We start from the raw sequence: 25,021 nt of genomic DNA on the forward strand, positions 1-25,021 counted from the left end.
CGAAGACCGCGATGTACGGCATTGACGCGTACTGACCGTTCAGGCGCCGACGTAGGCCGCCAGGTGCTCGCCGGTGAGGGTTGAGCGCTGGGCGACGAGGTCGGCGGGCGTACCCTCGAAGACGATCCGGCCGCCGTCGTGCCCGGCACCCGGGCCAAGGTCGATGATCCAGTCGGCGTGCGCCATGACCGCCTGGTGATGTTCGATGACTAGAACCGATTTGCCGGAATCGACGAGCCGGTCCAGCAGGCCCAGCAGGTTCTCGACGTCGGCGAGGTGCAGGCCGGTGGTCGGCTCGTCGAGGACGTAGATCCCGCCCTTGTCCGCCATCTGGGTGGCCAGCTTGAGCCGCTGCCGCTCGCCGCCCGACAGCGTGGTGAGCGGCTGGCCCAGACTGAGGTAGCCCAGGCCGACGTCGGCCAGCCGGGAAAGGATCGCGTGTGCTGCGGGTGTGCGCGCCTCCCCCGCACCGAAGAACTCCTCGGCCTCGCTCACCGGCATGGCCAGCACCTCGCTGATGTTCTTCCCACCGAGGTGGTATTCGAGCACCGACGCCTGGAACCGCTTGCCCTCGCATTCCTCGCAGGTGGTGGCGACCCCGGCCATCATCGCCAGGTCGGTGTAGATGACGCCGGCGCCGTTACAGGTGGGGCAGGCGCCCTCGGAGTTCGCGCTGAACAGCGCGGGCTTGACCCCGTTGGCCTTGGCGAAGGCCTTCCGGATGGGTTCGAGCAGCCCGGTGTAGGTGGCGGGGTTGCTGCGCCGTGAGCCCCGGATGGCCGCCTGGTCAACGGAGACCACGCCGTCCCGCCCGGAGACCGACCCGGCAATCAGCGAACTCTTGCCCGAACCGGCGACCCCGGTGACGACGACGAGGACCCCCAGCGGAATGTTGACGTCGACCCCGCGCAGGTTGTGTGCGGTGGCGCCCCGGACCTCCAGCGCCCCACCGGCCGTCCGGACCGACTCCTTGAGGGACGCCCGGTCGTCGAAGTGGCGGCCGGTGAGGGTGTCGCTGGCCCGCAGCCCCTCCACGGTGCCCTCGAAGCAGACGTTGCCGCCCGCGGTGCCGGCGCCGGGGCCGAGGTCCACGACGTGGTCGGCGATGACGATCGCCTCCGGCTTGTGCTCAACCACCAGCACGGTATTGCCCTTGTCGCGCAGGCGCAGCAAAAGGGCGTTCATGCGCTCGATGTCGTGTGGGTGGAGTCCGATGGTGGGTTCGTCGAAGACATAGGTGACATCCGTGAGCGAGGATCCGAGGTGGCGGATCATCTTGGTCCGCTGAGACTCGCCCCCGGAAAGCGTCCCGGTCGACCGGTCGAGGCTGAGGTACCCGAGGCCGATCTCGACGAAGGAGTCGAGGGTCTCCCCCAGGGCCGTCAGCAGCGGCGCCACGGACGGTTCGTCCAGCCCGCGTACCCATTCGGCGAGGTCGCTGATCTGCAGGGCGCAGGCGTCGGCGATGCTGATCCCCCGGATTTTCGACGACCGGGCGGCCTCGCTGAGCCGGGTTCCGCCGCATTCGGGGCAGGTGGTGAACGTCACTGCCCGGTCCACGAAGGCCCGGATGTGCGGCTGCATGGCCTCCCGGTCCTTGGCGAGCAGGGATTTCTGGATCTTCGGGATCAGGCCCTCGTACGTGAGGTTGATGTTGTCGACCTTGATCTTGGTCGGCTCCTTGTAGAGCAGGTCGTGGAGTTCCCGCTTCGTGAACTTCCGGATCGGCTTGTCTGCGTCGAAGAAACCGGAGCTGCTGAAGATGCGGCCGTACCACCCGTCCACGCTGTACCCCGGGATGGTCAGCGCGCCCTCGCTGAGCGACTTGCTGTCGTCGTAGAGCTGGGTGAGGTCGAAGTCGGTGACCGATCCCATTCCTTCGCAGCGCGGGCACATGCCGCCGGTGACGCTGAAGCTGCGGCGCTCCTTCGTGGTCGTTCCACCGCGTTCAAGGGTCACGGCGCCCGATCCGCTGATCGAGGCGACATTGAAGGAGAACGCCTGCGGTGACCCGATGTGCGGCTGGCCGAGGCGGCTGAAGACAATGCGCAGCATCGCATTGACGTCGGTGGCCGTCCCGACGGTGGAGCGGGGGTTGGCGCCCATCCGTTCCTGGTCGACGATGATCGCCGTGGTCAGGCCGTCGAGCACGTCGACGTCGGGCCGGGCCAGGGTCGGCATGAAACCCTGAACGAAGGCGCTGTAGGTCTCATTGATCATGCGCTGGGACTCCGCCGCGATGGTGCCGAAGACCAGGGAGCTCTTGCCCGAGCCGGAGATACCCGTGAACACCGTCAGCCGGCGCTTCGGGATCTCAATGCTGAGATTCTTGAGGTTGTTCTCCCGCGCGCCCTGTACGCGGATCACATCGTGGCGGTCGGCAGTGTGGAGCGGCTGCGCGTCGGTACTCGCCATGCTCATGGTGACTCTCCGTCTGTGAAGCGGGCCGTGGAACGGTCTCCGGCGTCGTCTGGGTCAATCTAACCAGCTTGGTGAGCCGGCACCAGCCGGCGCTTCGGAGGGCCGGTGCCGGGCGGGTCTCCCCCGCCATCGATGCACGGTCAGGGGCGGACGAGCACCTTGAGCGCTTCCCGCTCCGCCATGGCCCGGTAGCCCTCGGCGATATCGTCAAGTTTCACGGTGCGGTCGAACACCCGGCCGGGCTGGATCCTGCCGTCGAGCACCTCCGGGAGGAGCTCCTCGATGTAGGCCCGCGCCGGCGCCACACCGCCGGTCAGGGAGACGTTCCGCATGAACACGGACGGCATCGGCACCTCCTTGTACTGGGGCACCCCGACGCGGCTGACGAAGCCGCCGTCGCGCACCGCGGCGAAGGCCGTCTCGATGGCCGGCAGGGTACCGACGCACTCGAGGACGGCGGCGGTGCCGTCTCCCCCGGTCAGTTCCTTCACCCGCGCGGCACCTGCTTCACCCCGTTCGGACACCACCTCGGTGGCGCCGAAATCCCTTCCCAGGTCGGTCCGCGCCTGGTGGCGGCCCATCAGGATGATCTGCTCCGCACCGAGCCGCTTGGCCGCAATGACGGCGGACAGTCCCACCGCCCCATCGCCGATCACGGTCACGGTCGATCCCTTCCCGACCTTCGCCGTCACGGCACTGTGGTGGCCGGTGCACATCACGTCCGAAAGCGTCAGGAGCGCCGGGAGGAGGTCCGAGTCCTCGGGGACCGGCACCTTCACGAGGGTTCCGTCGGCCTGCGGAATCCGGGCGGCCTCGCCCTGGCCGGCGTCGGGATTGCCCCAGTTGCCTCCGTGCCGGCACGACGTGTGCAGGCCCGCCTGACAGAAGTCGCAGGTGCCGTCGGACCATACGAACGGTGCGATCACCACATCCCCGCGCTTGAACGAGGCAACGTCGCGGCCGGTGTCTTCAACGACGCCGATGAACTCGTGCCCCATCCGGAAGCCGGCCGAGTTGGGCTTCATCGAGCCGTACGGCCAGAGGTCGCTGCCGCAGATGCACGAGACCAGCACGCGGACGACGGCGTCGGTGCTCTTCTCCAGGGTCGCGTCGGGAACATTCTCCACCCGGACATCTCCGGCTCCGTACATCAAGGTTGCGCGCATGGTTTCCTTTCCCGGGGCTGCCCGGCGGCGGCAGCGTCACTTTCCTGTCTGCGGGGCCTCCGGCCGCCTGCACCTGCCGGATGCCGGTCAAAAATGGGGCTTCCGCGGAGCCGACGAAAAGGCGTGGGCCCTGCCGCCGGCCGATCGCCTGGACCGGGGTGCCGGGCCACCTCCCCGAGACTACCCCGGCCGAACAGGCGGGGAACAGTCCCGATCGGCGGGGTGCCGGCGCCGGCGGACGGCCGCACGGGCCCAGGACAGCATCGCGGTCCCGCGGGCCGCGATGAGCGTCGCCAGGAGGGCGGCCGCCGCATGCGCGTACAGCATGGAGTGCAGATCCTGCCCCGGCGCCCCGGTCGCAGGGGCAGGACCAGCCGCCCCCGCTGCGGCACCGTGTCCGTGGGCGGGTACGACGTCGGCCGTTCCGCCAACGAACGCGCTGAAGGCGAAGTGGAGAAGCTGCTGGGTCAGCCCGCACAGCACCAGGATCGACCACCCGGGCAGCCGCACACGCGCCAGCATTGATGCCGCGAGGCCCAGCAGTGCCGTGAGGGTAAGGAGCAGGGCCAGCGCCGGCACGACGCCGCCGGAGGCGACATGCGCACCAAGGCCGGCGGCCACGGCCAACGGGCCGGAAAGCCACGCGAGGAAGACCTGCGGTCTCCCGCCTGGCAGGCCCGTGGACACCCGGTCTTCCATGCCGTCCTCCTCCCCCATCGACATTGCACCTCGGTCCGTCCCCCGGTCCCGGCGGACGGATCGGCACGCCGGGCCACCCGGCCCGCGGCACCGTTCCTCCCTCCTTGCTACCGCCACCACCCGCTGCGTGCAAGTGCCGGCGTCAGTGCCCGCCCGACCCCAGGGGCCAGCCCTCCCGGGCCAGCCTTCCAACCTGACGGGGGTTCACAATGTGACATCGGTGACATATAGGCCCCCGATATGCCGTTGACCCCGCCGGTCGGATAGAAAGGAATGATGTCCACCCCGCCAGGAGAAGCAGCAAACCGTCAACCACTTCGGGCGACGCTGCTCATGAAGCAACGGCAGCTGACCATGATGGGGCTCGGAAGCGCCATTGGCGCTGGGCTCTTCCTCGGCTCCGGTGCCGGAGTCCAGGCCGCCGGCCCCGCCGTCCTGATCTCCTACCTCGTGGCCGGCACGCTGATCATCCTGGTGATGTGGGCCCTGGGCGAGATGGCCGCCGCCCACCCCAGCAGGGGTGCGTTCTCGGTCTACGCGGAGAAGGCGATGGGCCCGACCGTAGGCTCAACCATCGGCTGGCTGTGGTGGTTCCAGCTCGTGGTGGTCATCGCGGCCGAAGCCCTCGGCGCGGCCGCCCTGCTCTCGACGATCTGGCCGGCCCTGCCGGTCTGGGCGCTGGCCCTGGTTTTCATGATCCTCTTCACGGCGATCAACCTCACCGGCGTGCGCAACTTCGGGGGGTTCGAATACTGGTTCGCGATCTTCAAGGTCGCGGCGATCGTCGTCTTCCTCGCCATCGGCGCCGCCCTCGTCCTGAATCTGCTTCCCGCGGTGCAGTCGCCGGGATTGACCAACCTCACCACCGATTTCGCCCCCGCCGGGCTCGAGGGCGTCGCTACGGCCTTGTTCATCGTCATCTTCGCCTTCGGCGGCACGGAGATCGTCAGCGTGGCCGCAGCCGAGACCGAGGATCCCTCCCGGAGCATCGGCCGGGCCGTGCGGACCGTGGTCTGGCGCATTCTCGTGTTCTATGTGGGTTCCGTCCTGGTGATCATCCTCGTGCTGCCCGCCACCTCGCCGGCACTGGCCTCGCCGTTCAGCGGGGTGCTCGACGCTGCGCGGATCCCGGGAGCGGGCACCGCCATCACCATCGTCGCGGTCCTGGCACTGCTCTCGGCCCTCAACGCCAACCTCTACGGCGCCTCGCGGATGATCTACTCCCTCGCCGAGCGCGAGCAGGCACCCCGGTACATCCAGCATCTCAGCCCCGCCCGGGTGCCACGGCGGGCGGTGACCGTCTCGGTGGTGTTCGGCTTCGCCGCAACCGTCCTTGAACTGTTGTTTCCGGAACGCATCCTGCCTGCCCTTTTTCAGCTCCTGGGTTCCACCTGCCTTGTCGTCTGGGGTTCCGCCCTCGTGTCGCAGATCATCCTTCGGCGGCGGGCGGACCGCGCCGGCACACCCCTGCCGGTGAGGATGAAGGGATTCCCCTGGCTCACCGGCTTCGCGCTGATCATCCTGGCCGCGATCTTTGCCGTGGGGCTCAGCGCCGAATCGAGCCGCACCCAGCTGATCAGCACCGCCCTCCTCATCGCCGCCATCGCCGCCGCGAGCACCCTGTTCCGCAAGGCACGTTCCCGCCAGCCGGCTGCCTGAAGGCAGCAGCCGCGGTGCCCGCACCGGGATACCTTGCCCGGCGGAAAGACACCGGCCTATAGTGGCGGATCGTTCAGGCTGCCTGGTAGGAGAGCTGAGATGGCCGAGATCCTGATGTTCCACCACGCCCAGGGGCTGACCGCCGGGCTGAAAGAGTTCGCCGGCACCCTCCGAGCCGCGGGCCATACCGTCTCCACGCCGGACCTGTTCGACGGGCGGACCTTCGACTCCCTCGACGGCGGCCTGGACTACGCAGGCACGCTGGGCTTCGACACCGTTCTGCGCCGGGGCGTCGAGGCTGCAGCCGATCTCCCGGCCGGCCTGGTCTACCTCGGCTTCTCCCTTGGGGTGATGCCGGCGCAGCTGCTGGCCCAGACCCGCGGAGGCGCCCGGGGCGCCCTCCTCCTGCACTCCTGTCTCCCGGCCGGCGAGTTCGGCGGATGGCCCACGGGGGTGCCGGTCCAGGTCCACGCCATGGAGCAGGACCCGTTCTTCGCCGGCGAGGGTGACCTCGAGGCCGCCCGTGCCCTCGCCAGCGCAGCGGCCGACGCCGGCCTGTTCCTCTACCCCGGTGCGGAGCACCTCTTCGCCGACAGCTCCCTGCCGTCCTACGACGCCGCCGCCACCGCGCTGCTCACCTGCCGGGTGCTCGACTTCCTCGACACGCCCTAGGGGCGAGGGCTGCTGGGCCGCGACGGCGGCGGCACACGCCCACCGCCCGCGGCGCGGAGGTTTCGCCGCCGGAAAAGCGGCGTTGTCAGGGCTCAACGAGGGTGTACCCAGCACCGGCACAGCTTTCTGGCGCATCCTAGGAGGGAACACCGCGGAAAATCCGGGACGCCCGGCCCGCCACCACCGGCCCGCACGTCCCTGAAAGGACCTCCATGACCCTGGTGCTGATCGGCATCGACGGCGCAGGAAAGACGACGGCCGCGCACGCCCTGGCCGCCCTTGTGCCGCCGGGCACCGGCGTCCTGGTGCTGGGCAACTACTCGGGGCGGAAGACCTTCACCCGCTGGGCCCGGCGGTTCGGCCTGCAGCCGCCGGCCCGGCTGCTCGACACCGCTGAGACACTGGTGCGCCTGGTCAACGTGCTGCTGAACTCCGCGCGGGCCGCCCGCTTCGACGGCCTGGTGATCATGGACCGGCACCTTCACTGCCAGCTCGCACTGAGGGCCGCGCGCGGCCTGCGCCGCGGCGTCCTCCTGCCGGCTGCGCTGAGGCTGCTGCCGCGGCCCGACGCCGTCGTGCTCCTCGACCTGCCCGCCGAACAGGCCCAGCTGCGCATCGCGGCGCGCGGCACGGACAGCGAAAACCTCGACGAACTGCAGGCGTACCGCACGGCGTACCTGGCTCAGGCGGTGGAAGCCGGGCACCTGGTGATTGACGCCGGAAGAGCACCAGAGGCGATCATGGCGGACCTGCGGGGCGTCCTGGCCGGGCTCCGCCTTGATCCCGCCCTGGAGCCGGCGCGGACGGGTCAGGGTCCGAGCGGTCCGGGTCCAAGCGGTGCGGGGCCGGAGCTCCCCGGGTGAGTTCCTCGTACGATGAGTCCATGGAGACTCCGTCCGCGCCCGCTGCCAGCTACACCCCCTCCCAGCTCCATGACCTGGTGCATTCGGTCCTGGGCCAGGAGCTGCCGCCGATCGTCCGGGCCGGGCACCCGGTGCTGCGGATGCAGGCTCAGGCCTTCGACGGCCAGCTGGGCGATGCGGACCTGGCGGCCCTGATCATCCTGATGCGCCGGGTGATGCATCACGCCCCCGGTGTGGGGCTCGCTGCTCCGCAGCTGGGCATCCCCCTGAGCATCGCCGTCGTGGAGGACAAGGGCGTGGAGGACGACGCCGTCGCCATCGAACGCGGCCGCACTCCCCTGCCGTTCTTCGCCATGATCAACCCCCGCTATTCCGCGGCGGGCGCGGCCACCGCGTCCTTCTACGAGGGGTGCCTGTCGGTCCCCGGGTATCAGGCCGTGGTGGAGCGGCACCGGGAGGTTGCGCTGGAGTACACCACGGCCGACGGCCGGGGCGTGACGACGCGCCTGAGCGGCTGGCCGGCGCGCATCGTGCAGCACGAGACGGACCACCTCAACGGCATTTTGTACCTTGACCGGGCCGAGACCCGGTCCCTCGCCGACAACCTCGAATACACGCGCCGCTGGGCGCATCCATCGATCGAAGACGCCCGCCGGGGCCTCGGGTTCTAGGCCCCGGCGGCTGCTCCGCCGGCCTACCGCTCCGGGCTTGAGTCCGCCCGCTGGTTCCGCCCGCTGGGCAGCCACTCCGCCCACCATCGAAGGATGTGCTCAAACCGCTGGCGGCGGTGCCAGGGGGTGCCGGAGCGGGAGAGCTCGTGGTTCTCCCCCGGGAACAGGAGGAGTTCGGTGGGTACGCCCTGTTTCTTGAGCGCCGTGTAGTAGCGCTGTGCCTGCTCGACCGGGCACCGCAGATCCTCCTCCGAATGGATCACGAAGGTCGGGGTGTCCACCGAGCCGATCTGGGCGAAGGGATTCTGGCTCCGCACCTTCTCGGGGTCGGTGCCCGTGTACTCGTCGGAGAAGAACCAGCCGATGTCCGAAGAGCCGACGAACGACGGCGGGTCGAGGTAGCCCCGCTCCACGATGGCGGCTGTGAACCGGTGGTCCTGCGAGATGGTCCAGGCGGTGAGGTAGCCGCCGTAGGAGCCGCCCATGATGCCGACCCGGCTGCCGTCCATCGCGGCGTACTTGCCGAGGGCGCCCTCGAGGAACGCCAGGACGTCCTGGAGGTCGAGGGTCCCCATCGCCTCCTTGATGGCCCGCCCGTGCTCCTGCCCGTATCCGGCCGACCCCCTCGGGTTGCACATCAGCACGGCGTAGCCGGCGCGGGCGTACACCTGGGCCTCGTCGAAGTAGCCCCAGCCGTACTGCGAGAAGGGGCCGCCGTGGATGTTCAGCAGCACCGGGTGGGGGCCTTCCCCCTCGGGCAGGAGCACCCAGCCGTGCACCTGGGCCCCATCGGGCGCCGGGAAGGTTTCCTCGACCGCGGGTGAGACCGTCGTGGCGCTGCGAAGTTCAGCGGAGAAATCGGTGAGGGGCTCCAGCCCGTCCGGGCCCACCAGCGCCGCGTCGCCGGCCGTGCCGGGGCCGGTGTAGCTGACGAGGACGCGGCCGGCGGCGGAGGCAGCGCCGGTCACCACGACCGGTCCGTCGACGAGCGTGGACGCCGTGCCGTCCGCGTCGACCTCCAGCAGCTCGCACGCACCGCGGGCGAGGCTGATGACCAGCACCGAGGAGTCCCCGTGCGGCACCACCTCGAGGACCTCGCCAAGGTTCACGGTTTCGGCGTCGGTCAGCCGGCGGGCCTCCCCCGGTGAGTCCATCGGCGCGGCATACAGTCCGGTGTTGCGCGCCACAAAGTCGAGGCCGGTGGCGGAGAGCTCACCGGCCAGGTAGAAGAGCCACCGGCCGTCCCTGCTCTGGACCGGCGCCGCGCAGTCGAGCCGCTGGGCCGCAGAGAACCCCGAGAGCTGCTCCCTGCCGGTACCGTCCCGGCGGACCGAGTAGACCTCGCTGGCCAGGGTCGAGTCCGCGTCGGGGCTGAGGGCCGCGGTGAACAGGATCCGGGCGCCGTCGGAGGTGAACCGCGGGCTGTTGTGGTCCGCTGGGTCCGAGGTGAGCTGGACGGGCTCGGGCAGAGGACCGGGACGGTCCGCGCCGGCGTCCTTGGCGGCCCGGCCCACGGGCTCGATGAAGGGTTCGGCGTCGAGGCTTGGGACATCGACCAGGAAGAGCTGGGCCCGCTTGTCCGCCGTGTAGCCGAGCCCGTTGGCGCGGTACTGGAACGTGGTGATCCGCCGTGGGTCCTCGGCCGAGGCGCCGACTCCCTCGACGGTGCCGTAGCGGCCGGCCTCGGGCACGCGGGCGACGAACACGATCGAGCGCGAATCGGGCGCGAAGCGGAAGTCCTCGACTCCGAGGGGCTGGTCGGTGACCTGCAGCGGCTCACCGCCGCGGGCGTCCATAAGGTGCAGCTGCGGCTTGTCGCCCGGGCGGGACCGCAGGAAGCCCAGCAGCGAGCCGTTCGGAGAGAACTGGGGTGCGGTGTCGCGGAAGCCGCGGGTGAGGCGGCGGTGCGAGCCCGAGTCCGTCTGGAGCTCCCATAACTGGCCCACGTACGCGTCGGCGTCGAAGTCAGGGCGGGTCACGGCGAACACCGCCCGTCCGCCGTCGGGGTGGAGCGTCGGGGTGCCGACGGAGTGCAGGAGGTTCAGCTGATCAGGTTCCATCCATCCGAGACTAATGCGGTAAGTCCGCTCCGCCTAGGATGGTGGGATGCCCGCCGCGCCCGAGACCCTGCTCCTGTGCCCCGTGTGTGGTTCCTTCCTCCGGCCGGACGGGCGCGGCCTTGCCTGCGCTTCAGGGCACCGGTTCGACGCCGCCCGGCAGGGCTATGTCAACCTGCTGACCGGCAGGGGAACGCCGTTCGAGGCCGACAGCGCCGCGATGGTGGAGGCCCGGGCCAGGTTCCTCGCCGCCGGACACTACGCGCCTCTGAGGGACGCGATCGCGGAGGCCGCGCAGCGGCACGCGCCCGAGCCGGGCGTGATCGTCGACGCCGGCGCCGGGACCGGCTACTACCTGCGCGGCCTGGCCGACCGCTTCCCCGGGGCGCTGCCGGTCGCACTCGACATCTCGAAGTTCGCCCTGCGCAGGGCCGCCCGCGAGCTGCCCGGTGGCATCGCGCTCGTATGGGACCTGTGGCGGCCGCTCCCCCTGTCGTCAGGCAGCGCGGACCTGCTCCTGAATGTCTTCGCTCCCCGCAATGTCGACGAGTTCGTGCGCGTGCTCTCCCCGGGAGGGCTGCTGGTGGTGGCGACGCCGCTGCCGGGGCACCTGGCCGAGGCTGCCCGGCTGGTCCCGATGCTCGAGGTCCCGGCCGATAAGGCCGAGGACCTCGCCGGGTCGCTGGACGGGCGCCTGACCGAGGTGGAGCGCCGGGAGGTCGTCCACGAGATGCGGCTGTCCCCGGAGGAGCTCGTGGACGTGGCCGCCATGGGCCCGGCGGCGCGGCACCTCGAGCCCCGGCAGATTGCGGCCCGTGTCGAGGGGCTGGATCCGGAGGTCCCGGTGACCGCCCGCTTCACCGTCCAGGCGTTCCGCCACTCCTGACCGGCCGCGGGAACCCGGGGTCCGGCCCGCTAGGCCTTCCCGCCGGAACCGCCGCGCAGTGGAACATGAAGCGCCCGCAGGGCCTGCTGGACGAGCGGGCCGATGGCCAGCGCGAAGATGACGGTGCCGAGCCCGACGACGCCGCCCAGCAGGAAGCCCACGACGACGACCGTGAGTTCGATCGATCCCCGGACCGTCCACACGGGCCAGCCTGTCAGGCGGACCAGGCCGGTCATCAGGCCGTCCCGGGGGCCGGGCCCCATGCCGGCGCCGATATACAGCGCCGTCGCGACGGCGAGGAGCACCAGCCCGGCCGTGAACATGAGCCCCTGAAGGACCAGCTGGTCGGGAGCGGCGAGCACCCGGAGGACGACGTCGGCGGCAAGGCCGACCAGGACCGTATTGGCGATCGTTCCCCAGCCGGGACGCTGCCGGATGGGAATCCACAGCAGGAGCACCCCGATGCTGATCAGCACTGTCGCGATGCCGAAACTCAGGCCCGTGCTCCGTGCGAGTCCCTGCCCGAAGACATCCCAGGGCGAGGCCCCGAGGTTCGCGCGGACCATCAGTGCGATCGAGGCACCGTACAGGAACAGTCCAAGGTACAGCCGGAGGTGGCGCAGCAGCAGGTTTGGCGAGGTGAGGAGGCGAAAGAGCACGCTCAAGTCTCCCACCGCGGCCCCCAACACTCTCAAATCGATAACGACCGGGCCGGGCGGGCCTCCGGGCCTAGGTATTGCCCGGCCACTTTGGCACAATGAGCAGCACATCCGACAGCAGCCGTGCCGCCGGATTCGCCCGCCGTTCCGGGAGGGAAACGATGTTTGGTTGGCTGGTGGAGAACCCCTGGATTCTCTGGCTCGTCCTGTTCCTCGGCCTTGCTGCCGTCGAGACGCTCACGCTGGACCTGATGTTCCTCATGCTGTCGGTCGGCGCGCTCGCCGGCCTGATCGCCTCCTTCGTGACCGGTTCCTTCTTCCTGCAGGGCCTGGCGTTCTGCGTCGTGGCGCTGATGATGGTGCTGCTGGTCCGGCCCATCGCGCTGAGGCACCTTCGGGGAGCCACCGGCGACCAGCGCTCCAATATCGACCGCCTCATCGGCGAGCCGGCGCTCGCCCTCGAGACCGTCACCTCCTCGTCCGGGACCGTCAAGATCGGCGGGGACACCTGGTCGGCCCGCACCCTGGACGGGATCTCCGTGCCCGCCGGTGCGCGGCTCGCGGTGGCGCGGATCGAAGGAGCCACCGCCGTCGTGGAGCCGGCGGCGGAAAGTCCCGATCCGGACGCCGACCACTTCTAACTTTCCTGCGGGACCACCACGGTCCCGCAGTCCACTCAATCAAAGGGGATCCATGAACGGCGACACCGGGACCATCGGACTGACAATCATCCTGATAGTCCTTGTCCTATTCGTTCTCACAGTGCTGGTGAAATCGGTGCGGATCATCCCGCAGGCCCGGGCGGGGGTGGTTGAGCGCCTCGGCAAGTACCAGCGCACCCTGCTGCCGGGACTGACCATCCTGATTCCGTTCGTTGACCGGCTGCTGCCGCTGCTCGACCTCCGGGAACAGGTCGTTTCCTTCCCTCCGCAGCCGGTGATCACCGAGGATAACCTGGTGGTCTCCATCGACACCGTCGTGTACTTCCAGGTGACCGATGCGCGGGCGGCGACCTACGAGATCGCCAACTACATCCAGGCGGTCGAACAGCTGACCACCACCACCCTGCGCAACGTCGTCGGCGGGCTGAACCTCGAACAGGCGCTGACCTCCCGGGACCAGATCAACGGCCAGCTGCGCGGCGTGCTCGATGAAGCGACGGGCAAGTGGGGAATCCGGGTGTCACGGGTCGAGCTCAAGGCGATCGATCCGCCCCACTCCATCCAGGATTCAATGGAGAAGCAGATGCGGGCCGAACGCGACCGGCGTGCTGCGATCCTGACGGCCGAGGGCACGAAGCAGTCCGCGATCCTCACCGCCGAAGGGCAGCGGCAGGCCGCCATCCTGGCCGCGGAGGGCGACGCGAAGGCGGCGATCCTGCGCGCCGACGGTGAGGCCCAGGCCATCCAGAAGGTCTTCGATGCGATCCACCTGGGCAACCCGACGCCGAAGCTGCTCGCCTACCAGTACCTGCAGACCCTGCCGAAGCTCGCCGACGGGTCCTCCAACAAGCTGTGGATCATCCCCAGCGAGATCGGTGACGCGCTGAAGGGGCTTGGCAGTGTTCTCGGAACGACGACGTCGGACTCCCCCAACGGCCAGGTGGCCGAACAAAATGCGCAGAAACGTGACGCCTGACGTCGGATCCGGGTATAGTTGGTGGTTTGCCGGAAATTCTCGTCGCCGGCAGGAACATTCCCGCTTGATGCGGAGTTATACAGTATGCGTACCATTTCGGCTTCGTGCTGCCTTCAACGGCGGCGGGACCGCGGTGTTCGCAGATCGGTGCCGGCTCAGCCGGAAGCCACTCGTTGAGTAGGAGAAAATATGAGCGATCGCAGCCTGCGCGGCATGCGCCTCGGAGCGCAAAGCATGGAAACCGAATCGGGTGTGGAGCCCGCTCCGCGCCAACGGGTTGAGTACCGCTGCGAGGACGGTGAGCGGGTCTTCGTGACGTTCGCCGCCGAAGCGGAAATCCCCCCGGTGTGGGTTTCCAAGACCGGTAAGGAAGCGCTCCTGGTCGATGGGGAGCGCCCCGACACCTCTAACGACAAGCCGGTGCGTACGCACTGGGACATGCTGCTTGAGCGCCGCTCCGTCGACGAACTCGAGCAGATCCTGCAGGACCGCCTGACGATCCTGCGTGAGCGCCGCGGCGAACGCCGCTCGGCCTGACGCCAGAATTCTCACGGCCGATGCCGGTGACGCCACCTTCGGGTGGGGTCACCGGCATTTTTTGTGCCCGGCATTTTTGTGTCCGGGCGCGGCTTAGCCGTCGCGGCGGGTCAGCTTCCGCCACCGGGCCGCCAGGCCCCACCGGGTGACGCTGACGATCGCCTCAAGCACGATATTGCCGCTCATCTTCGAGTCGCCCAGCTCCCGCTCCACGAAGGTGATGGGCACCTCGGTGATCTTCAGGCCGAGGCGGGCCACTCGAAACGTCATGTCCACCTGGAAGCCGTACCCGACCGAGTCAACCGCCGACAGGTCGAGCTTCTCGAGGGTCCCGCGGCGGAAGGCGCGGAAGCCGGCGGTGATGTCCCGCACGGAGAGGCCGAGCATGAGGCGGGAGTATGTGCTGCCCGCCCGGGACAGGAGCTTGCGGTGCGCCGGCCAGTTGACCACGCTGCCGCCGGGTACCCAGCGTGAACCGATCACCAGGTCGGCGCCGTCGACGGCGTCGAGGAGACTCTGCAGCTGCTCCGGCCGGTGGGAGCCGTCGGCGTCCATTTCGACCAGGACGTCGTAGCCGCGTTCGAGGCCCCATCGGAACCCGGCGATGTAGGCCGCACCCAGCCCCGCCTTGCCGGTGCGGTGCAGCACGAACACCTGGGGATCCGCCGCCGCCGCCTCGTCAGCGAGCCCTCCGGTGCCGTCCGGGCTGTTGTCGTCCACAATCAGCACGTCGGAGGCGGGTACTGCCTTCCGGAGCCGTCCCAGGGTCAGCGGGAGGGATTCGATCTCGTTGAAGGTCGGAATGATGGTGAGAACGCGCAAAGCGAGGGGGGCCTTTCCGAAGGGAGACGCAGGGACCGCTGGTGCCTGCCAGGTCAAACGGCAATTATAGGCGACCTACCTGTACGGCCCGGCGGGCGGCGGCTGCGCGGAGACCCTCCATCGAGCAGGCCCGCCCGCCTTCGTACCAGAAACGGTGAACCGGATCTGTTCTCTGATGGCGTGCGGGCCTGCTCTTGATGAGTGCCGTCACCGTCCTCACAATGCGGCGGTTGAGCCGAACGGGAGGTTGATTGCGCCGGTGGGCGGCCAGGTCAGTCCTCGAGGAGTTGCTCCAACCCGTAGGAACTCAGCTTACGTGCTGAGGCCGGGGTGTCAATGCGCCTCTGACCTGCGCAAACGTCCTTCCGTGCAGGTCAGCGTCCGGTCCGGGAACGGGCTTTTTTGGTTTGTTGACAGCTCTTGACTGATGGGCCCGGGGCCACTAAACGCCGCTTCCGCCGTCCTCCGAAAACAGGGTCCGGCCGTAGTGGACGGTCTCGATGCAGTGAGGCGGATTCTCGGTATCGAGCGCCGGCAGCAGCGGGGTCCCCGCCCGGGGATCCGTGCTCCAGGACTGCACCCGGTTGTCGGGTGTCTGGACCATGAGTTCGTCAACCCGCCAGACGGCGAAGGAGGCCGGCGAGCCCGGTGCCAGCTGGCCCAGCATCGGGTTCACCGCACCGGCCGACCGCCAGCCGGCCCGGGTATGGGCGATGAAGGCCGCCCGCGCCGACACCGCCTCGGCGGGATTGCTGTGTTCGATGCAGGCCCGCACTGAGGCCCACGGGTCAAGGGGCGTGACGGGACTGTCCGAGCCCATGGAGACCGGCACCCCGGCCGCCAGCAGGGACCCGAAACGGTTCATGCCCATCCGGCGTTCATCACCGAGGCGCTGCGCGTACAGCCCCTCCGGGTGACCCCAGAGCGCGTCGAAGACCGGCTGGGCGCTGACTGTCACCCCGAAGTGGACCAGGGCGGCGATCGCGGCGTCGTCGGTCATCTCGACGTGCTCGAGCCGGTGGCGGGAACGGCGCACCGCCTCGATGCCCAGCCTCCGCTCGGCCTCCCCCAGGCCGGCGATGACGACGTCGAGCCCGGCGTCGCCGATCACATGGAAGCCGGCCTGCACCCCCTCGGCGGTCGCGGCCGTGAGGTGTGCGCCGACGGCCGGCGCGTCGAGGAAGACGTGTCCGCGGTTTCCCGGGTCGTCGCTGTAGGGATCCCGCAGGGCCGCGGTGCGCGAGCCGATCGAACCGTCGACATTGAGGTCGCCCGCGAGGCCCGCCAGGCGGCCGTCGAAGGAGGCGAGCAGGCTCCGGACCTCCTCCGGGGAGGAGACGGCCTCGGCCCAGTAGGGAATCACCCCGGGCAGGTCCTCGCCGCCGTCCGCGGCGCCGAGGGCGAGCAGGCCTTCGAGGTCCTCCCGGGGCGAGATGTGCGGTGCTGCCATCTCAACGACGGCGACGATGCCGCGGGAGGCGGCGTGGGCGAGGGCTGCGCGCTGCAGGGCGGCGCGGTCGGCGGGGGCCAGGGCGCGGGTCGCGAGCCGGGCCGCCGTGTGGGCGGCGCGCACCAGGAAACCGTCGTTCCAGCCGTCGAGCCCCGCAAGGCCCAACGAGGCGGCAAGGGTCCCGGACACGACGGCCGAATGCACATCCGCCCGGGCCAGGTAGACAGAGCGCCCGCCCGAGGCAGCATCCAGCTCGCCGGCCGTCGGCACGCGCCGTTCGGGCCACCGGGACTCGTCCCAGCCATGGCCGAATATCGGACCCTCGTGCGCAGCGGCCGCGGCACGGACGCGCCCGAGCAGGTCCGCCAGGCTGGTGCAGGCCGACAGGTCGACCGAGGTGAGCCCCAGTCCGGTCTCGGTGGTATGGAAATGGGAGTCCACGAAACCCGGGGCGATCAGGGCGCCGTCGAGGTCGACGGTGCGGACCCCGGGCCCGCCGAGGTTCGCCGCGGCATGCTCGCCACCGATCCAGGCGACCGTGCCGCCGTCGACGAGCATGGCGGTGGCAAAGGGGTCGGCTGGGCTGTAGACGGAGCCGTTGCGGTACAGGACGGGGCGCTGGGAATCCATGGAGTGGTACTGGGGCTTTCGCTAGGAGGGGGAGATCGTGGGGTGGTGCTGGCTATTCGGTGATGTTGGAGTAGGCGACGACGCCGCGGCGGATCAGGGCGATGGCCTTGACGCAGCGCCCGTGAAGGCCCTCGGGCAGGTCGCGGACCTTGGCAAGCTGATCGAGCAGGTCGATGACCTGCTTGGCCCAGCGGACGAAGTCGCCGGCGGCGAGTTCCGTGCCGCTGAGGGCGGCCTGCAGCGGGCGGCCCTGGGCCCACTTGTACATGGGCCAGACGAGCCCGAGTTCGGGCTCCCCCGTCACGGGCAGGCGGTGCTGCTCCTCGCTGTCGGTCAGGCGGGACCATTCACGGATGATGATGTCCACCGAATTTTCGAGCCCGAAGCTCGGCAGAACCGGGCGCAGTCCGCGCTCCTCACGCTTGGCCTGGTACACCAGCACCGAGGCGACCGCGGCGAGCTCGGCGGCGTCGAGTTCGTCGAAGGCCCCGTTTTCAACCGAAAGGGCGATGAGGAGGTCCTTCTCCCCGTAGATGCGGCGAAGTTTCTGCCCCGCGGGGGTGATCTTCAGGCCGGTCTCGGCGTCCGGTGCCACGTAGCCGTAACCGGCCAGCACCTCGGAGACCCGGTCGAAGGTCTTCGCGATGGTGTTGGTCCTGCCGCGGATCTGCCCGGCGAGCCGGTCGGTCTCCTTGCGCAGCTTCAGCCAGCGCTCGGACCAGCGGGCGTGCTGTTCACGCTCGCTGCAGCCGTGGCAGGGGTGGGCGCGCAGGCGCCGGCGCAGGTCGGTGATGGCCCGCTCCTCGGCGGCCGCAGTCGAGGAGTGAAGCCCGTTCCCCCGGTCGGAGCCGCGGCGCGGCGGCCGCTTCTCCTGCAGCGCGTTGCGCAGGGAGGACGTAAGGTCGCGGCGGTCCTTCGGGCTGCGGGCGCTGAAGCTCTTGGGGATGCGGATGCGCGAGAGGATTTCGATGGGCCCGTCCAGGTCCTGGACGCCCACCCGCCGGATCTGCGTGTCGATGGTCAGCACGGTGGGACGCGGCTCCCGGGAGGGATCGCTGTCGAGCACCACGGCGTACCCCTGGCTGCGGCCGCCGGGCACATCGATGACGTCGCCCGGCCGCAGCGCCTCAAGTGATGCCTCCGCCGCTGACCGTGCGAAGCGGGAGCGGTCGCGGGAGGCACGCTGTTCGAGGTCGGAGAGTTCCCGCCGCAGGCTGGCGTACTCGCGGAAGTCCCCGAGGTGGCAGGTCATCGACTTCTCATAGCCGCGCAGGGATTCCTCCCGGCTGCGCAGCTGCTTGGCCATCCCGACGACGGAGCGGTCGGCCTGGAACTGCGCGAAGGAGGTTTCGAGGATCTCCCGGGAGCGTTCCTGCCCGAACTGGGCGATGAGGTTGATGCTCATGTTGTAGGTCGGGCGGAAGCTCGAGTTCAGCGGATAGGTGCGGCGGGAGGCGAGCCCGGCGACGGCCCCGGGGTCGGTGCCCGGCTGCCACAGCACCACGGCGTGGCCCTCGACGTCGATGCCGCGGCGCCCGGCCCGGCCGGTGAGCTGGGTGTACTCCCCCGCGGTGACGTTGACGTGGGCCTCGCCGTTGAACTTGTCGAGCTTCTCCAGCACCACCGAGCGGGCCGGCATGTTCACGCCCAGGGCGAGGGTTTCGGTGGCGAAGACGGCCTTGACCAGGCCGGCGGCGAACAGCTTCTCGACGACCTCCTTGAAGGTCGGCAGCATGCCGGCGTGGTGGGCGGAGAAGCCGCGGATCAGGCCTTCGCGCCAGGTCCAGAAGCCGAGGATCTCAAGGTCGTCCCGCGGAATCTCCTGGGTCGCCTCATCGATGGTCCCGCTGATGGTCGCCCGCTCGTCCTCCGTGGTGAGCCACAGGCCGGCGTGCAGGCACTGGGTGACGGCGGCCTCGCACCCGTTGCGGGAGAAGATGAACGTGATCGCCGGCAGCAGGCCGGCGCGGTCAAGCGCGGTGATGACCTGGGGCCGGCTCGCACGGCGCACGAGGGTCTCCTGCGGCCGGCGCGCGGGCGCCCTTCCCCGGCGTCCGGAGCCCCAGCCCGCGCGCTGGTTCAGCCGGACCTCGTTGCTCGCCAGTTCGAGCAGTTCGGGATTGACCTCGTAGAAGTCCCGGGCCCCGCCCTCCGGGCCGGACGGCGCCGCCTCGTCGAAGGCCACGTCGCCGGCGAAGAGGTCAAGCAGGTTCGATCCGACCATCACGTGCTGCCACAACGGCACCGGCCGGTGCTCGGACACGACGACGTCCGTGTCGCCCCGGACCGTATCGAGCCAGGCCCCGAATTCCTCTGCATTGGACACCGTGGCGCTGAGGGAGACAAGCTTCACCTCCGTCGGCAGGTGGATGATCACTTCCTCCCAGACCGCACCGCGGAACCGGTCGGCCAGGTAGTGCACCTCGTCCATGACGACGTACCCGAGGTCATCGAGCGTCTCGGAGTTCGCATAGAGCATGTTCCGAAGGACTTCGGTGGTCATGACGACGACGTCCGCGTCGGGGTTGATGGTCGTGTCCCCGGTGAGCAGTCCCACCCGCTCCGAACCGTGGACCGCGGCCAGTTCGGAGTACTTCTGGTTGCTGAGGGCCTTGATCGGTGTGGTGTAGAAGGCCTTGAGGCCCTGCTGCAGGGCGAGGTAGACGGCGAACTCCCCCACGACGGTCTTCCCGGCTCCTGTTGGCGCGGCGACAAGGACTCCTTTGCCGGCTTCGAGGGAGGTGCAGGCGTCCCGCTGGAAGGGATCGAGTTCGAACGAGAGCGTGTTCTCGAAGGCGAAAAGCTGGGTCCGTGCCATCGCGTTGCGGATCTTGGCCGCCTGATAGCGCTCTGCGGGGGTGCTCATCTTTCAACCCTAAACGCTGGGCCGGGGCGGGGCACGCATCACCGGCCCCTGGACGCCGCTACAGTCCCTCGATGGTTGAAGCCGAGTCGGCGGTGGCGTCCAGCTCGGCCTCGCGGGCGGCGTTGCGCCGGGCGCGCCGCTTGTCGTTGAGCAGGCACAGGCCGATGGCGGCGAAGAAGAGCACGAGCATCGGCACGGCGAGGTAGAACATGCTCACCGCATCGGCGCCGGGTGCGGCCATCGCGGCGAAGAGGCAGACGAGGAAGACGGTGATGCGCCAGGCCTTGAGGACCTGCCGTCCGGAGATCAGTCCCACGAGGTTCAGCCCGAACAGCACCACCGGGAGCAGGAACGCGATCCCGAAGGCGAGCATCAGGCGCAGGATGAAGGTGATGAACACCGACACCGTGATGATGTTAGTGAACCCGCCGGGAGTGAAGTCGGTCAGGACCCTCACCGCGTTGGGCAGGACCAGCCAGGCGAGGTAGATGCCGGCGAGGAACAGGGGTACGGCCACCGCGATGAAGGACAGCGAGATGCGCCGCTCCTTGGCGTGCAGCCCGGGCGTGATGAACGCCCACAGCTGGTACAGCCAGACCGGGCTGGAGATGATCAGCCCCAGGAAGACCGAGACCTGGATGAGCAGGTCGAACGGGGAGGCGACGGCGTCGAAGTTCAGGGCCGCACTGCGGCCCTCCCGCTCGTTGAGGTCCTGGATGGGCGCCGCGAGGGCTTCAAGGACGGGGTTGTAGATGAAGAAGCCGACCACCGTGCCGGCGACCACCGCCAGCCCGGACTTGAACAACCGGATGCGTGCTTCGCGCAGGTGTTCCTTGAGAGCCATCCGCCCTTCGGGGTTGGCCTTGCGCCCTCGGGTCCGTGCCATGGTGCCTAGGGGGTGGAGCCCGGCGTTCCGCCCGGTGCCGAAGGAGAGCCACCGGCCGCTCCGGGGGGATTGTGCGGGGCGGCCGTCGGCTGCCCCGGCGCGCCGTGGGTCCGCGCGTCAGGACCGGAGGAGACGATGTTTCCCTCGACAGGCGCGCCTGCGGTGCCGCTGCCGGTGTTGTTCTCGTCCTTCATCTGCTTGACCTCGGACTTGAAGATGCGCAGCGACTGGCCGGCGCTGCGCGCCAGTCCGGGGAGCTTCGGCGCACCGAAAAGTAGGATCGCGATCACGATAAGAATGACGATGTGCCAGCCTTCGAGCCTCATGCCAGGTTCCTCTCCTAGGTCCTCTTCAGTTTAGGTCATAGATCGGGGCCGCCGTGCAGCGACCGGGGCCGCCGCCGGTGCCGGTCCGGCTCCCGGCCGCGGGATGCACGGGCCGGGACGGGACTGGGCCGTTCCGTGTCCTCCGCGAATTCATTCAACGTTAAGGCGCTTCGTACGCGGAGGCGGCTCAGAGGTGCGGAAGGTCGCGCAGCAGCTGGGGCCGCCGGTTCTCGGCCCGGCGCCGGATCCGCCGCTCGCGCCGCCGCCCCTGGCGCAGCAGCCGGGCTTCGTGGTTGGCCCGGCGGACCTCCGCGGGCTGCTCAAAAACGGCGGGGCCGGGGGAATCGGAGGCCTCCCCCGCGGCGGAACCGGAAGCACGCGTGGGAGGCGCAGCATCGAGAAGCGATGACGCCTTCTCGAACTCGTCCAGCGTCCTCATCGCCTTCCGGAAGACCCGGAAGCCCACGGCGAGCAGGAACAGGGCGCTGACCGCCACCAGGGCGATCCACAGAACCAACCACATCCACCACCACATTGCTTCAGTCTAAGCCGCGGTCGACGCCAGGGCCGCCTCGAGCCAGCGCAGGACCTCGGCACGCAGGTCCCGCGGCCCGGCCACGGCCGCCGAGCCGCCGAGCCCGGCGATGAGGCCGGGGAGCCATGCCACCGAGCCGACCCGCAGTTCGGCGGCGAGGGAGCCCGCGCCCAGTTCCTCGGTCCGCACGGCGTTGTACTGGGCCGCGATCCACCGGGCGGGTTCCTTCAGCACCAGCACGATGCGCCGGTCATCCGGCGAGGGGGTGTAGAGCCCTGTGGACGGTGCCGCGTTCGAGGGCGGCCCCGCCTCGCCGCCCCGGGTGACGGGCCGGTCCGTGAGGCGGACGTCCTGGATGCGGTCGAGCCGGAAGTTCCGGAACCCGGCCGATCCGATGCACCAGGCCTCCACATACCAGCGGTCGTCCTGGGAGAAGGCACGGACCGGTTCGATGACCCGCTCGGTGATCTCGTCGCGGGCCGGCACCAGGTAGGACATCTCCACCTGGACGCCGCGCCGGAGGGCCTCCTGGAACAGCTCGAGGTGGGGCTGAACCTCATCCTCGCTCAGCCGGGTCCCGACGACAGTGCCCATCCGGGCCGCATCACCGGCCGCCGCGGTGAGCTTCGCCTGGGCCGTGGACAGGGCCGGATGGGCGGCGATGCCCGGCAGGTCCCGCAGCGCCTGGAGGCCGACGATGAGGGTGCATGCCTCGTCCATCGCCAGGCGCACCGGCTGGGAGAGGTTGCGGGCGTTGCTCAGGTAGATCCTGCCGCCCTCGACGTCCACGTCCATCAGTCCGTCGGGGTAGTGGCGCGGACCGCTGACGAACAGCAGGTCGAGGTCGCGGGTCAGCTGGGCCTCGCTGACCTCGAACCGCTGCGCCGTCTCCCTGAGGTCGGCTCCGGGGTGGGCCAGCAGGTAGGGCACCAGGTCGAGCAGGCGCAGCAGATGGTCCTGGGCCGAGGATTTCCGGCGCGGCGCCGTCCCCTGCCCTCCGGTGAGCTCGACCTCCGGTGCGGTGCGGGCGGCGTCGAGGGCTCCGGTGAGCAGCCCACGCACCCGGGCGCCGAGCTCGGCCGGTTCGACGACGGAGGCGTTGGCGCCGAAGCCGGCGACCTCCGCGGCGAGGGCCGGCAGGCCGGTGTAGGGGACGCGGAGGCGGTCCCAGTCCTCGCCGTGTTCGACGAGGGTCGACCCCCGGCGCACCCGCAGGATGTTGCAGGTGCCGGGGCGGACGAGCAGTTCGGCGGTCCCCTCGGCGTCGCGCCGGGTCAGTGAGGCCAGGGCCGCGTTGATGTCGAAGGACTCGGGCGGCTCGAAGCCGCCTTCGCGCAGGGTCGGCGGTGACGTCATCCGGGACAGGCGGAAGAACCGTTCGGCCTGCCGGTCCGCGTCGAACCCGACAAGGTACCAGTGCCCGAACCGCGAGCCCATCCCCCACGGCCGCACCGTGCGTTTTTCCTCGCGTCCCGTACTGGCTGCCCGGTAGGTGAACGTGATGGTCCGGCGGGCGGCCATGGCGCGCCACACCTCGTCCCAGTACGGTTCGCTGGTGCGGATCCTCGGCTGGACGGGCAGCAGCGCGGGCGGCTCGGTGCCCGGGGTCCGCAGGCTGAGTTTCCGCATGGCCCGGGAGGCGGCGGAGTCGAGCGAGGCCGGGTCCCACATCCCCGCCGCGAGGCTGAGGAAGGTGTACTCCTCGGCGGTGAAGGTCACCCCCGTGAGCTGGTACTCCTCGGCGTTGATGCGGTAGCGCTGCACCGTGTTGTCGGTCTCGAAGAGGGGATCCTCGCTGAAGGACTCAAGCGGAATGCCCTGCTCCCGCAGCATCGCCTTGTCCCGGTCGAAGAGCTTCTCCCGGGCAGCCGGCGTGGGCGCCTCACGGTACAGTTCGATTTCCTCGAACAGTTCCTCCTTGCTGAAACCGCGTTTGCTGGACAGCAGCAGGATCACCAGGGTCAGGAGTCGTTCGGTTCGTTTTGCGGACACGGGAGTTACCTTACCTGCCTCCGAACCGCCGCCGGACCAGCCCTTTCCCTGCCCGGAAACAGCACTGCCGCCCGGCGCCGGGGCGCGGGCGGCAGCTGCCGAAGGTGGAGAGGCTCAGCGCACGTCGAGCAGGTCGACGACGAAGATCAGGGATTCGTTCGGGCCGATCGCCGAGCCGGCGCCGCGGTCGCCGTAGGCAAGCTCGGAGGGGATCTCAAGCCGGCGGCGGCCGCCGACCTTCATGCCCAGCAGGCCCTGGTCCCAGCCCTGGATGACCTGGCCGACGCCGACCTTGAAGTCGAGCGGTGCTCCGCGGTTCCAGGACGCGTCGAACTCCTCGCCGGTGGAAAACGCGACGCCGACGTAGTGGGTGGAGACGGTGTCCCCGGGCGTGGCCGCCTTGCCGTTGCCTTCAATGAGGTCCTCGATGACGAGTTCGGTGGGTGCGCCGTGGCTCGGGAAGTCGATCTCCGGCTTGGACCGGTCGAATTCGCGCTGTCCAAATGACATGGTTCTCCTTCGCAGGGTGGGGGTGTTCGGGTGGTGCGGTTACTTGGCGGCCTTGCCGGTGATCTCCACGAAGAACACGAGCGTGCCGGAGGGGCGGCCCTCGGGTGCCGGGTCGCCGTAGCCCCAGGCGCCGGGGATGACCAGCAGGACCTGTGAGCCGACCTTCTGGCCGGCGAGGCCCTTGGTCCAGCCCTCGATGACGCCGGTCAGCGGGAACTCGGCGGGCTCGCCGCGCTCGAAGCTCGAGTCGAACTGCTCGCCGTCCTCCCAGCGCCAGCCGCTGTAGTTGGCGGTGATCGTGTCGGACTCGGCGACGACCTCGCCGTCGCCCTCCTTGAGGACCTTCACCACGAGGTCCTTGGACGGCTCGTTGTCGGGGATGGTGACCTCGGGCGCGCCGTCCTTGGCGAACTTGAACGTGGGCAGCTTGCCCTCGTCGTCGAGCTTGCTGACGTCCTCGGGAGACAGGATCTTGGGCTCCGGGGCGGGGTCCTTGGCGGAGATGATCTTCAGGACCACCAGCTGCTGCGGGGTGGCCTCCTGGCCTTCGGCGGGTTCCTCGATCGGGCGGGTGTACCCGACCTGGGCTCCGACCTTCGTGCCGACCAGGACCTCGTACAGCTCGGCGTCCTGCTCCTTGAGCGTGTCGTCAACGGGCAGCGGCTGAGGCTGGCCGCCTTCGTAGGTGTCACCGAGCTTGCTGCCGTCCTCGGCGTTGAAGAACGCGGCGTTGAAGGTGATCTGCTGGCCGGCCTTGATGGCCTTGCCGTCGCCCTCGACGAGGGTCTTCACGGCGGGAGCGGTGACCTTCAGGGGCGTGTCGAACTCGACCTTGGGGGCCTTCTTGTCACTGCCGCCGCTGACGGTGACCGACTCGAAGACGTCGGCGTCGCCGGCCGACTTCCCGGTCGACGCGCCACCGCATGCGGTGAGCGCGAGCAGCAGGGGCAGGAGGAACAAAAGTATCCGTCGCACAGAACTTCTTTCGCAGGAGTTGTCGGTAGTTCAGGCAGCGCCCATCCGGACGGGCATCTTCAAGCCTAACGGTTTCCGGGCGGCGTTTTCTCCCCCGGCCC

Annotated in this window: 22 protein-coding genes; 8 read left to right on the forward strand and 14 right to left on the reverse strand. The window is 69.6% G+C overall.

The window, feature by feature from the left end:
• Nucleotides 1-39: 39 nt before the first annotated feature.
• The 3 genes from QZX79_RS16840 to QZX79_RS16850 form a co-directional block, all read right to left on the reverse strand.
• The gene (locus QZX79_RS16840; RefSeq protein ID WP_294570104.1) at nucleotides 40-2,421 is read right to left on the reverse strand and encodes an excinuclease ABC subunit UvrA; all 2,382 of its coding nucleotides are present in this window, start codon (nucleotides 2,419-2,421) and stop codon (nucleotides 40-42) included.
• 140 nt (nucleotides 2,422-2,561) lie between these two features.
• Nucleotides 2,562-3,587 carry a zinc-dependent alcohol dehydrogenase family protein gene (locus QZX79_RS16845; protein ID WP_294570105.1) on the reverse strand — a complete coding sequence of 342 codons (1,026 nt, stop codon included), beginning with the start codon at nucleotides 3,585-3,587 and terminating at the stop codon, nucleotides 2,562-2,564.
• A gap of 180 nt (nucleotides 3,588-3,767) precedes the next feature.
• Nucleotides 3,768-4,310: a hypothetical protein gene (locus tag QZX79_RS16850; RefSeq protein ID WP_294570107.1), complete on the reverse strand. Its 543-nt coding sequence runs from the start codon at nucleotides 4,308-4,310 to the stop codon at nucleotides 3,768-3,770.
• Nucleotides 4,311-4,619: 309 nt separating this feature from the next.
• Here QZX79_RS16850 and QZX79_RS16855 point away from each other — a divergent pair, with 309 nt between their 5' ends.
• From QZX79_RS16855 to QZX79_RS16870, 4 genes are all read left to right on the forward strand, one after another.
• Nucleotides 4,620-5,945, forward strand: coding sequence for an amino acid permease (locus QZX79_RS16855; protein ID WP_294570214.1), 1,326 nt, complete (start codon nucleotides 4,620-4,622; stop codon nucleotides 5,943-5,945).
• Between the two features lie 99 nt (nucleotides 5,946-6,044).
• The gene (locus tag QZX79_RS16860) at nucleotides 6,045-6,617 is read left to right on the forward strand and encodes a dienelactone hydrolase family protein (RefSeq protein WP_294570109.1); all 573 of its coding nucleotides are present in this window, start codon (nucleotides 6,045-6,047) and stop codon (nucleotides 6,615-6,617) included.
• Nucleotides 6,618-6,829: 212 nt separating this feature from the next.
• The gene (locus tag QZX79_RS16865; protein ID WP_294570111.1) at nucleotides 6,830-7,480 is read left to right on the forward strand and encodes an AAA family ATPase; all 651 of its coding nucleotides are present in this window, start codon (nucleotides 6,830-6,832) and stop codon (nucleotides 7,478-7,480) included.
• A 20-nt stretch (nucleotides 7,481-7,500) separates the two neighbouring features.
• A complete protein-coding gene (locus QZX79_RS16870; protein WP_294570113.1) occupies nucleotides 7,501-8,151 on the forward strand; it encodes a peptide deformylase in 651 nt (216 codons plus the stop codon).
• 23 nt (nucleotides 8,152-8,174) lie between these two features.
• On the opposite strand, the gene QZX79_RS16875 is transcribed toward QZX79_RS16870, so the two are convergent.
• Nucleotides 8,175-10,211 carry a S9 family peptidase gene (locus tag QZX79_RS16875; protein WP_294570115.1) on the reverse strand — a complete coding sequence of 679 codons (2,037 nt, stop codon included), beginning with the start codon at nucleotides 10,209-10,211 and terminating at the stop codon, nucleotides 8,175-8,177.
• Between the two features lie 46 nt (nucleotides 10,212-10,257).
• On the opposite strand from QZX79_RS16875, the gene QZX79_RS16880 reads away from it, so the two are divergent.
• Entirely contained in the window at nucleotides 10,258-11,094 is an 837-nt protein-coding gene (locus tag QZX79_RS16880; protein WP_294570116.1) for a putative RNA methyltransferase, read from the forward strand.
• A gap of 29 nt (nucleotides 11,095-11,123) precedes the next feature.
• On the opposite strand, the gene QZX79_RS16885 is transcribed toward QZX79_RS16880, so the two are convergent.
• A complete protein-coding gene (locus tag QZX79_RS16885) occupies nucleotides 11,124-11,753 on the reverse strand; it encodes a YitT family protein (protein ID WP_294570117.1) in 630 nt (209 codons plus the stop codon).
• A 98-nt stretch (nucleotides 11,754-11,851) separates the two neighbouring features.
• Between QZX79_RS16885 and QZX79_RS16890 the strand changes: the two genes are divergently transcribed.
• The 3 genes from QZX79_RS16890 to QZX79_RS16900 all read left to right on the forward strand — a co-directional run bounded on the left by QZX79_RS16890 (nucleotide 11,852) and on the right by QZX79_RS16900 (nucleotide 13,928).
• Nucleotides 11,852-12,394, forward strand: coding sequence for an NfeD family protein (locus QZX79_RS16890; RefSeq protein WP_366485108.1), 543 nt, complete (start codon nucleotides 11,852-11,854; stop codon nucleotides 12,392-12,394).
• A 52-nt stretch (nucleotides 12,395-12,446) separates the two neighbouring features.
• Nucleotides 12,447-13,391, forward strand: a complete 945-nt coding sequence (locus QZX79_RS16895) for an SPFH domain-containing protein (protein ID WP_294570118.1) — start codon at nucleotides 12,447-12,449, stop codon at nucleotides 13,389-13,391.
• Between the two features lie 189 nt (nucleotides 13,392-13,580).
• Nucleotides 13,581-13,928 carry an RNA polymerase-binding protein RbpA gene (locus tag QZX79_RS16900; RefSeq protein WP_120168085.1) on the forward strand — a complete coding sequence of 116 codons (348 nt, stop codon included), beginning with the start codon at nucleotides 13,581-13,583 and terminating at the stop codon, nucleotides 13,926-13,928.
• Between the two features lie 93 nt (nucleotides 13,929-14,021).
• On the opposite strand, the gene QZX79_RS16905 is transcribed toward QZX79_RS16900, so the two are convergent.
• The 9 genes from QZX79_RS16905 to QZX79_RS16945 form a co-directional block, all read right to left on the reverse strand.
• Entirely contained in the window at nucleotides 14,022-14,750 is a 729-nt protein-coding gene (locus QZX79_RS16905) for a polyprenol monophosphomannose synthase (protein WP_294570120.1), read from the reverse strand.
• A 442-nt stretch (nucleotides 14,751-15,192) separates the two neighbouring features.
• Nucleotides 15,193-16,830 carry an amidohydrolase gene (locus QZX79_RS16910; protein ID WP_294570122.1) on the reverse strand — a complete coding sequence of 546 codons (1,638 nt, stop codon included), beginning with the start codon at nucleotides 16,828-16,830 and terminating at the stop codon, nucleotides 15,193-15,195.
• Nucleotides 16,831-16,882: 52 nt separating this feature from the next.
• The gene (locus QZX79_RS16915; protein WP_294570124.1) at nucleotides 16,883-19,696 is read right to left on the reverse strand and encodes an RNA helicase; all 2,814 of its coding nucleotides are present in this window, start codon (nucleotides 19,694-19,696) and stop codon (nucleotides 16,883-16,885) included.
• Between the two features lie 58 nt (nucleotides 19,697-19,754).
• The gene (gene tatC / locus QZX79_RS16920) at nucleotides 19,755-20,582 is read right to left on the reverse strand and encodes a twin-arginine translocase subunit TatC (RefSeq protein ID WP_294570126.1); all 828 of its coding nucleotides are present in this window, start codon (nucleotides 20,580-20,582) and stop codon (nucleotides 19,755-19,757) included.
• Between the two features lie 5 nt (nucleotides 20,583-20,587).
• A complete protein-coding gene (tatA, locus tag QZX79_RS16925; protein ID WP_294570128.1) occupies nucleotides 20,588-20,908 on the reverse strand; it encodes a Sec-independent protein translocase subunit TatA in 321 nt (106 codons plus the stop codon).
• Nucleotides 20,909-21,095: 187 nt separating this feature from the next.
• Nucleotides 21,096-21,431 (reverse strand): hypothetical protein, encoded by a 336-nt coding sequence (locus QZX79_RS16930; protein ID WP_294570129.1) that lies wholly within the window; start codon nucleotides 21,429-21,431, stop codon nucleotides 21,096-21,098.
• Nucleotides 21,432-21,452: 21 nt separating this feature from the next.
• Nucleotides 21,453-23,435, reverse strand: coding sequence for a YafY family protein (locus QZX79_RS16935; RefSeq protein WP_294570130.1), 1,983 nt, complete (start codon nucleotides 23,433-23,435; stop codon nucleotides 21,453-21,455).
• 114 nt (nucleotides 23,436-23,549) lie between these two features.
• Nucleotides 23,550-23,945, reverse strand: coding sequence for an FKBP-type peptidyl-prolyl cis-trans isomerase (locus QZX79_RS16940; RefSeq protein WP_294570131.1), 396 nt, complete (start codon nucleotides 23,943-23,945; stop codon nucleotides 23,550-23,552).
• Between the two features lie 39 nt (nucleotides 23,946-23,984).
• Nucleotides 23,985-24,920: an FKBP-type peptidyl-prolyl cis-trans isomerase gene (locus QZX79_RS16945; protein WP_294570133.1), complete on the reverse strand. Its 936-nt coding sequence runs from the start codon at nucleotides 24,918-24,920 to the stop codon at nucleotides 23,985-23,987.
• Nucleotides 24,921-25,021 lie beyond the last annotated feature (101 nt).

Origin of the sequence: uncultured Arthrobacter sp. (genome assembly GCF_902805515.1) — a bacterium.
GTDB lineage: Bacteria > Actinomycetota > Actinomycetes > Actinomycetales > Micrococcaceae > Arthrobacter_D.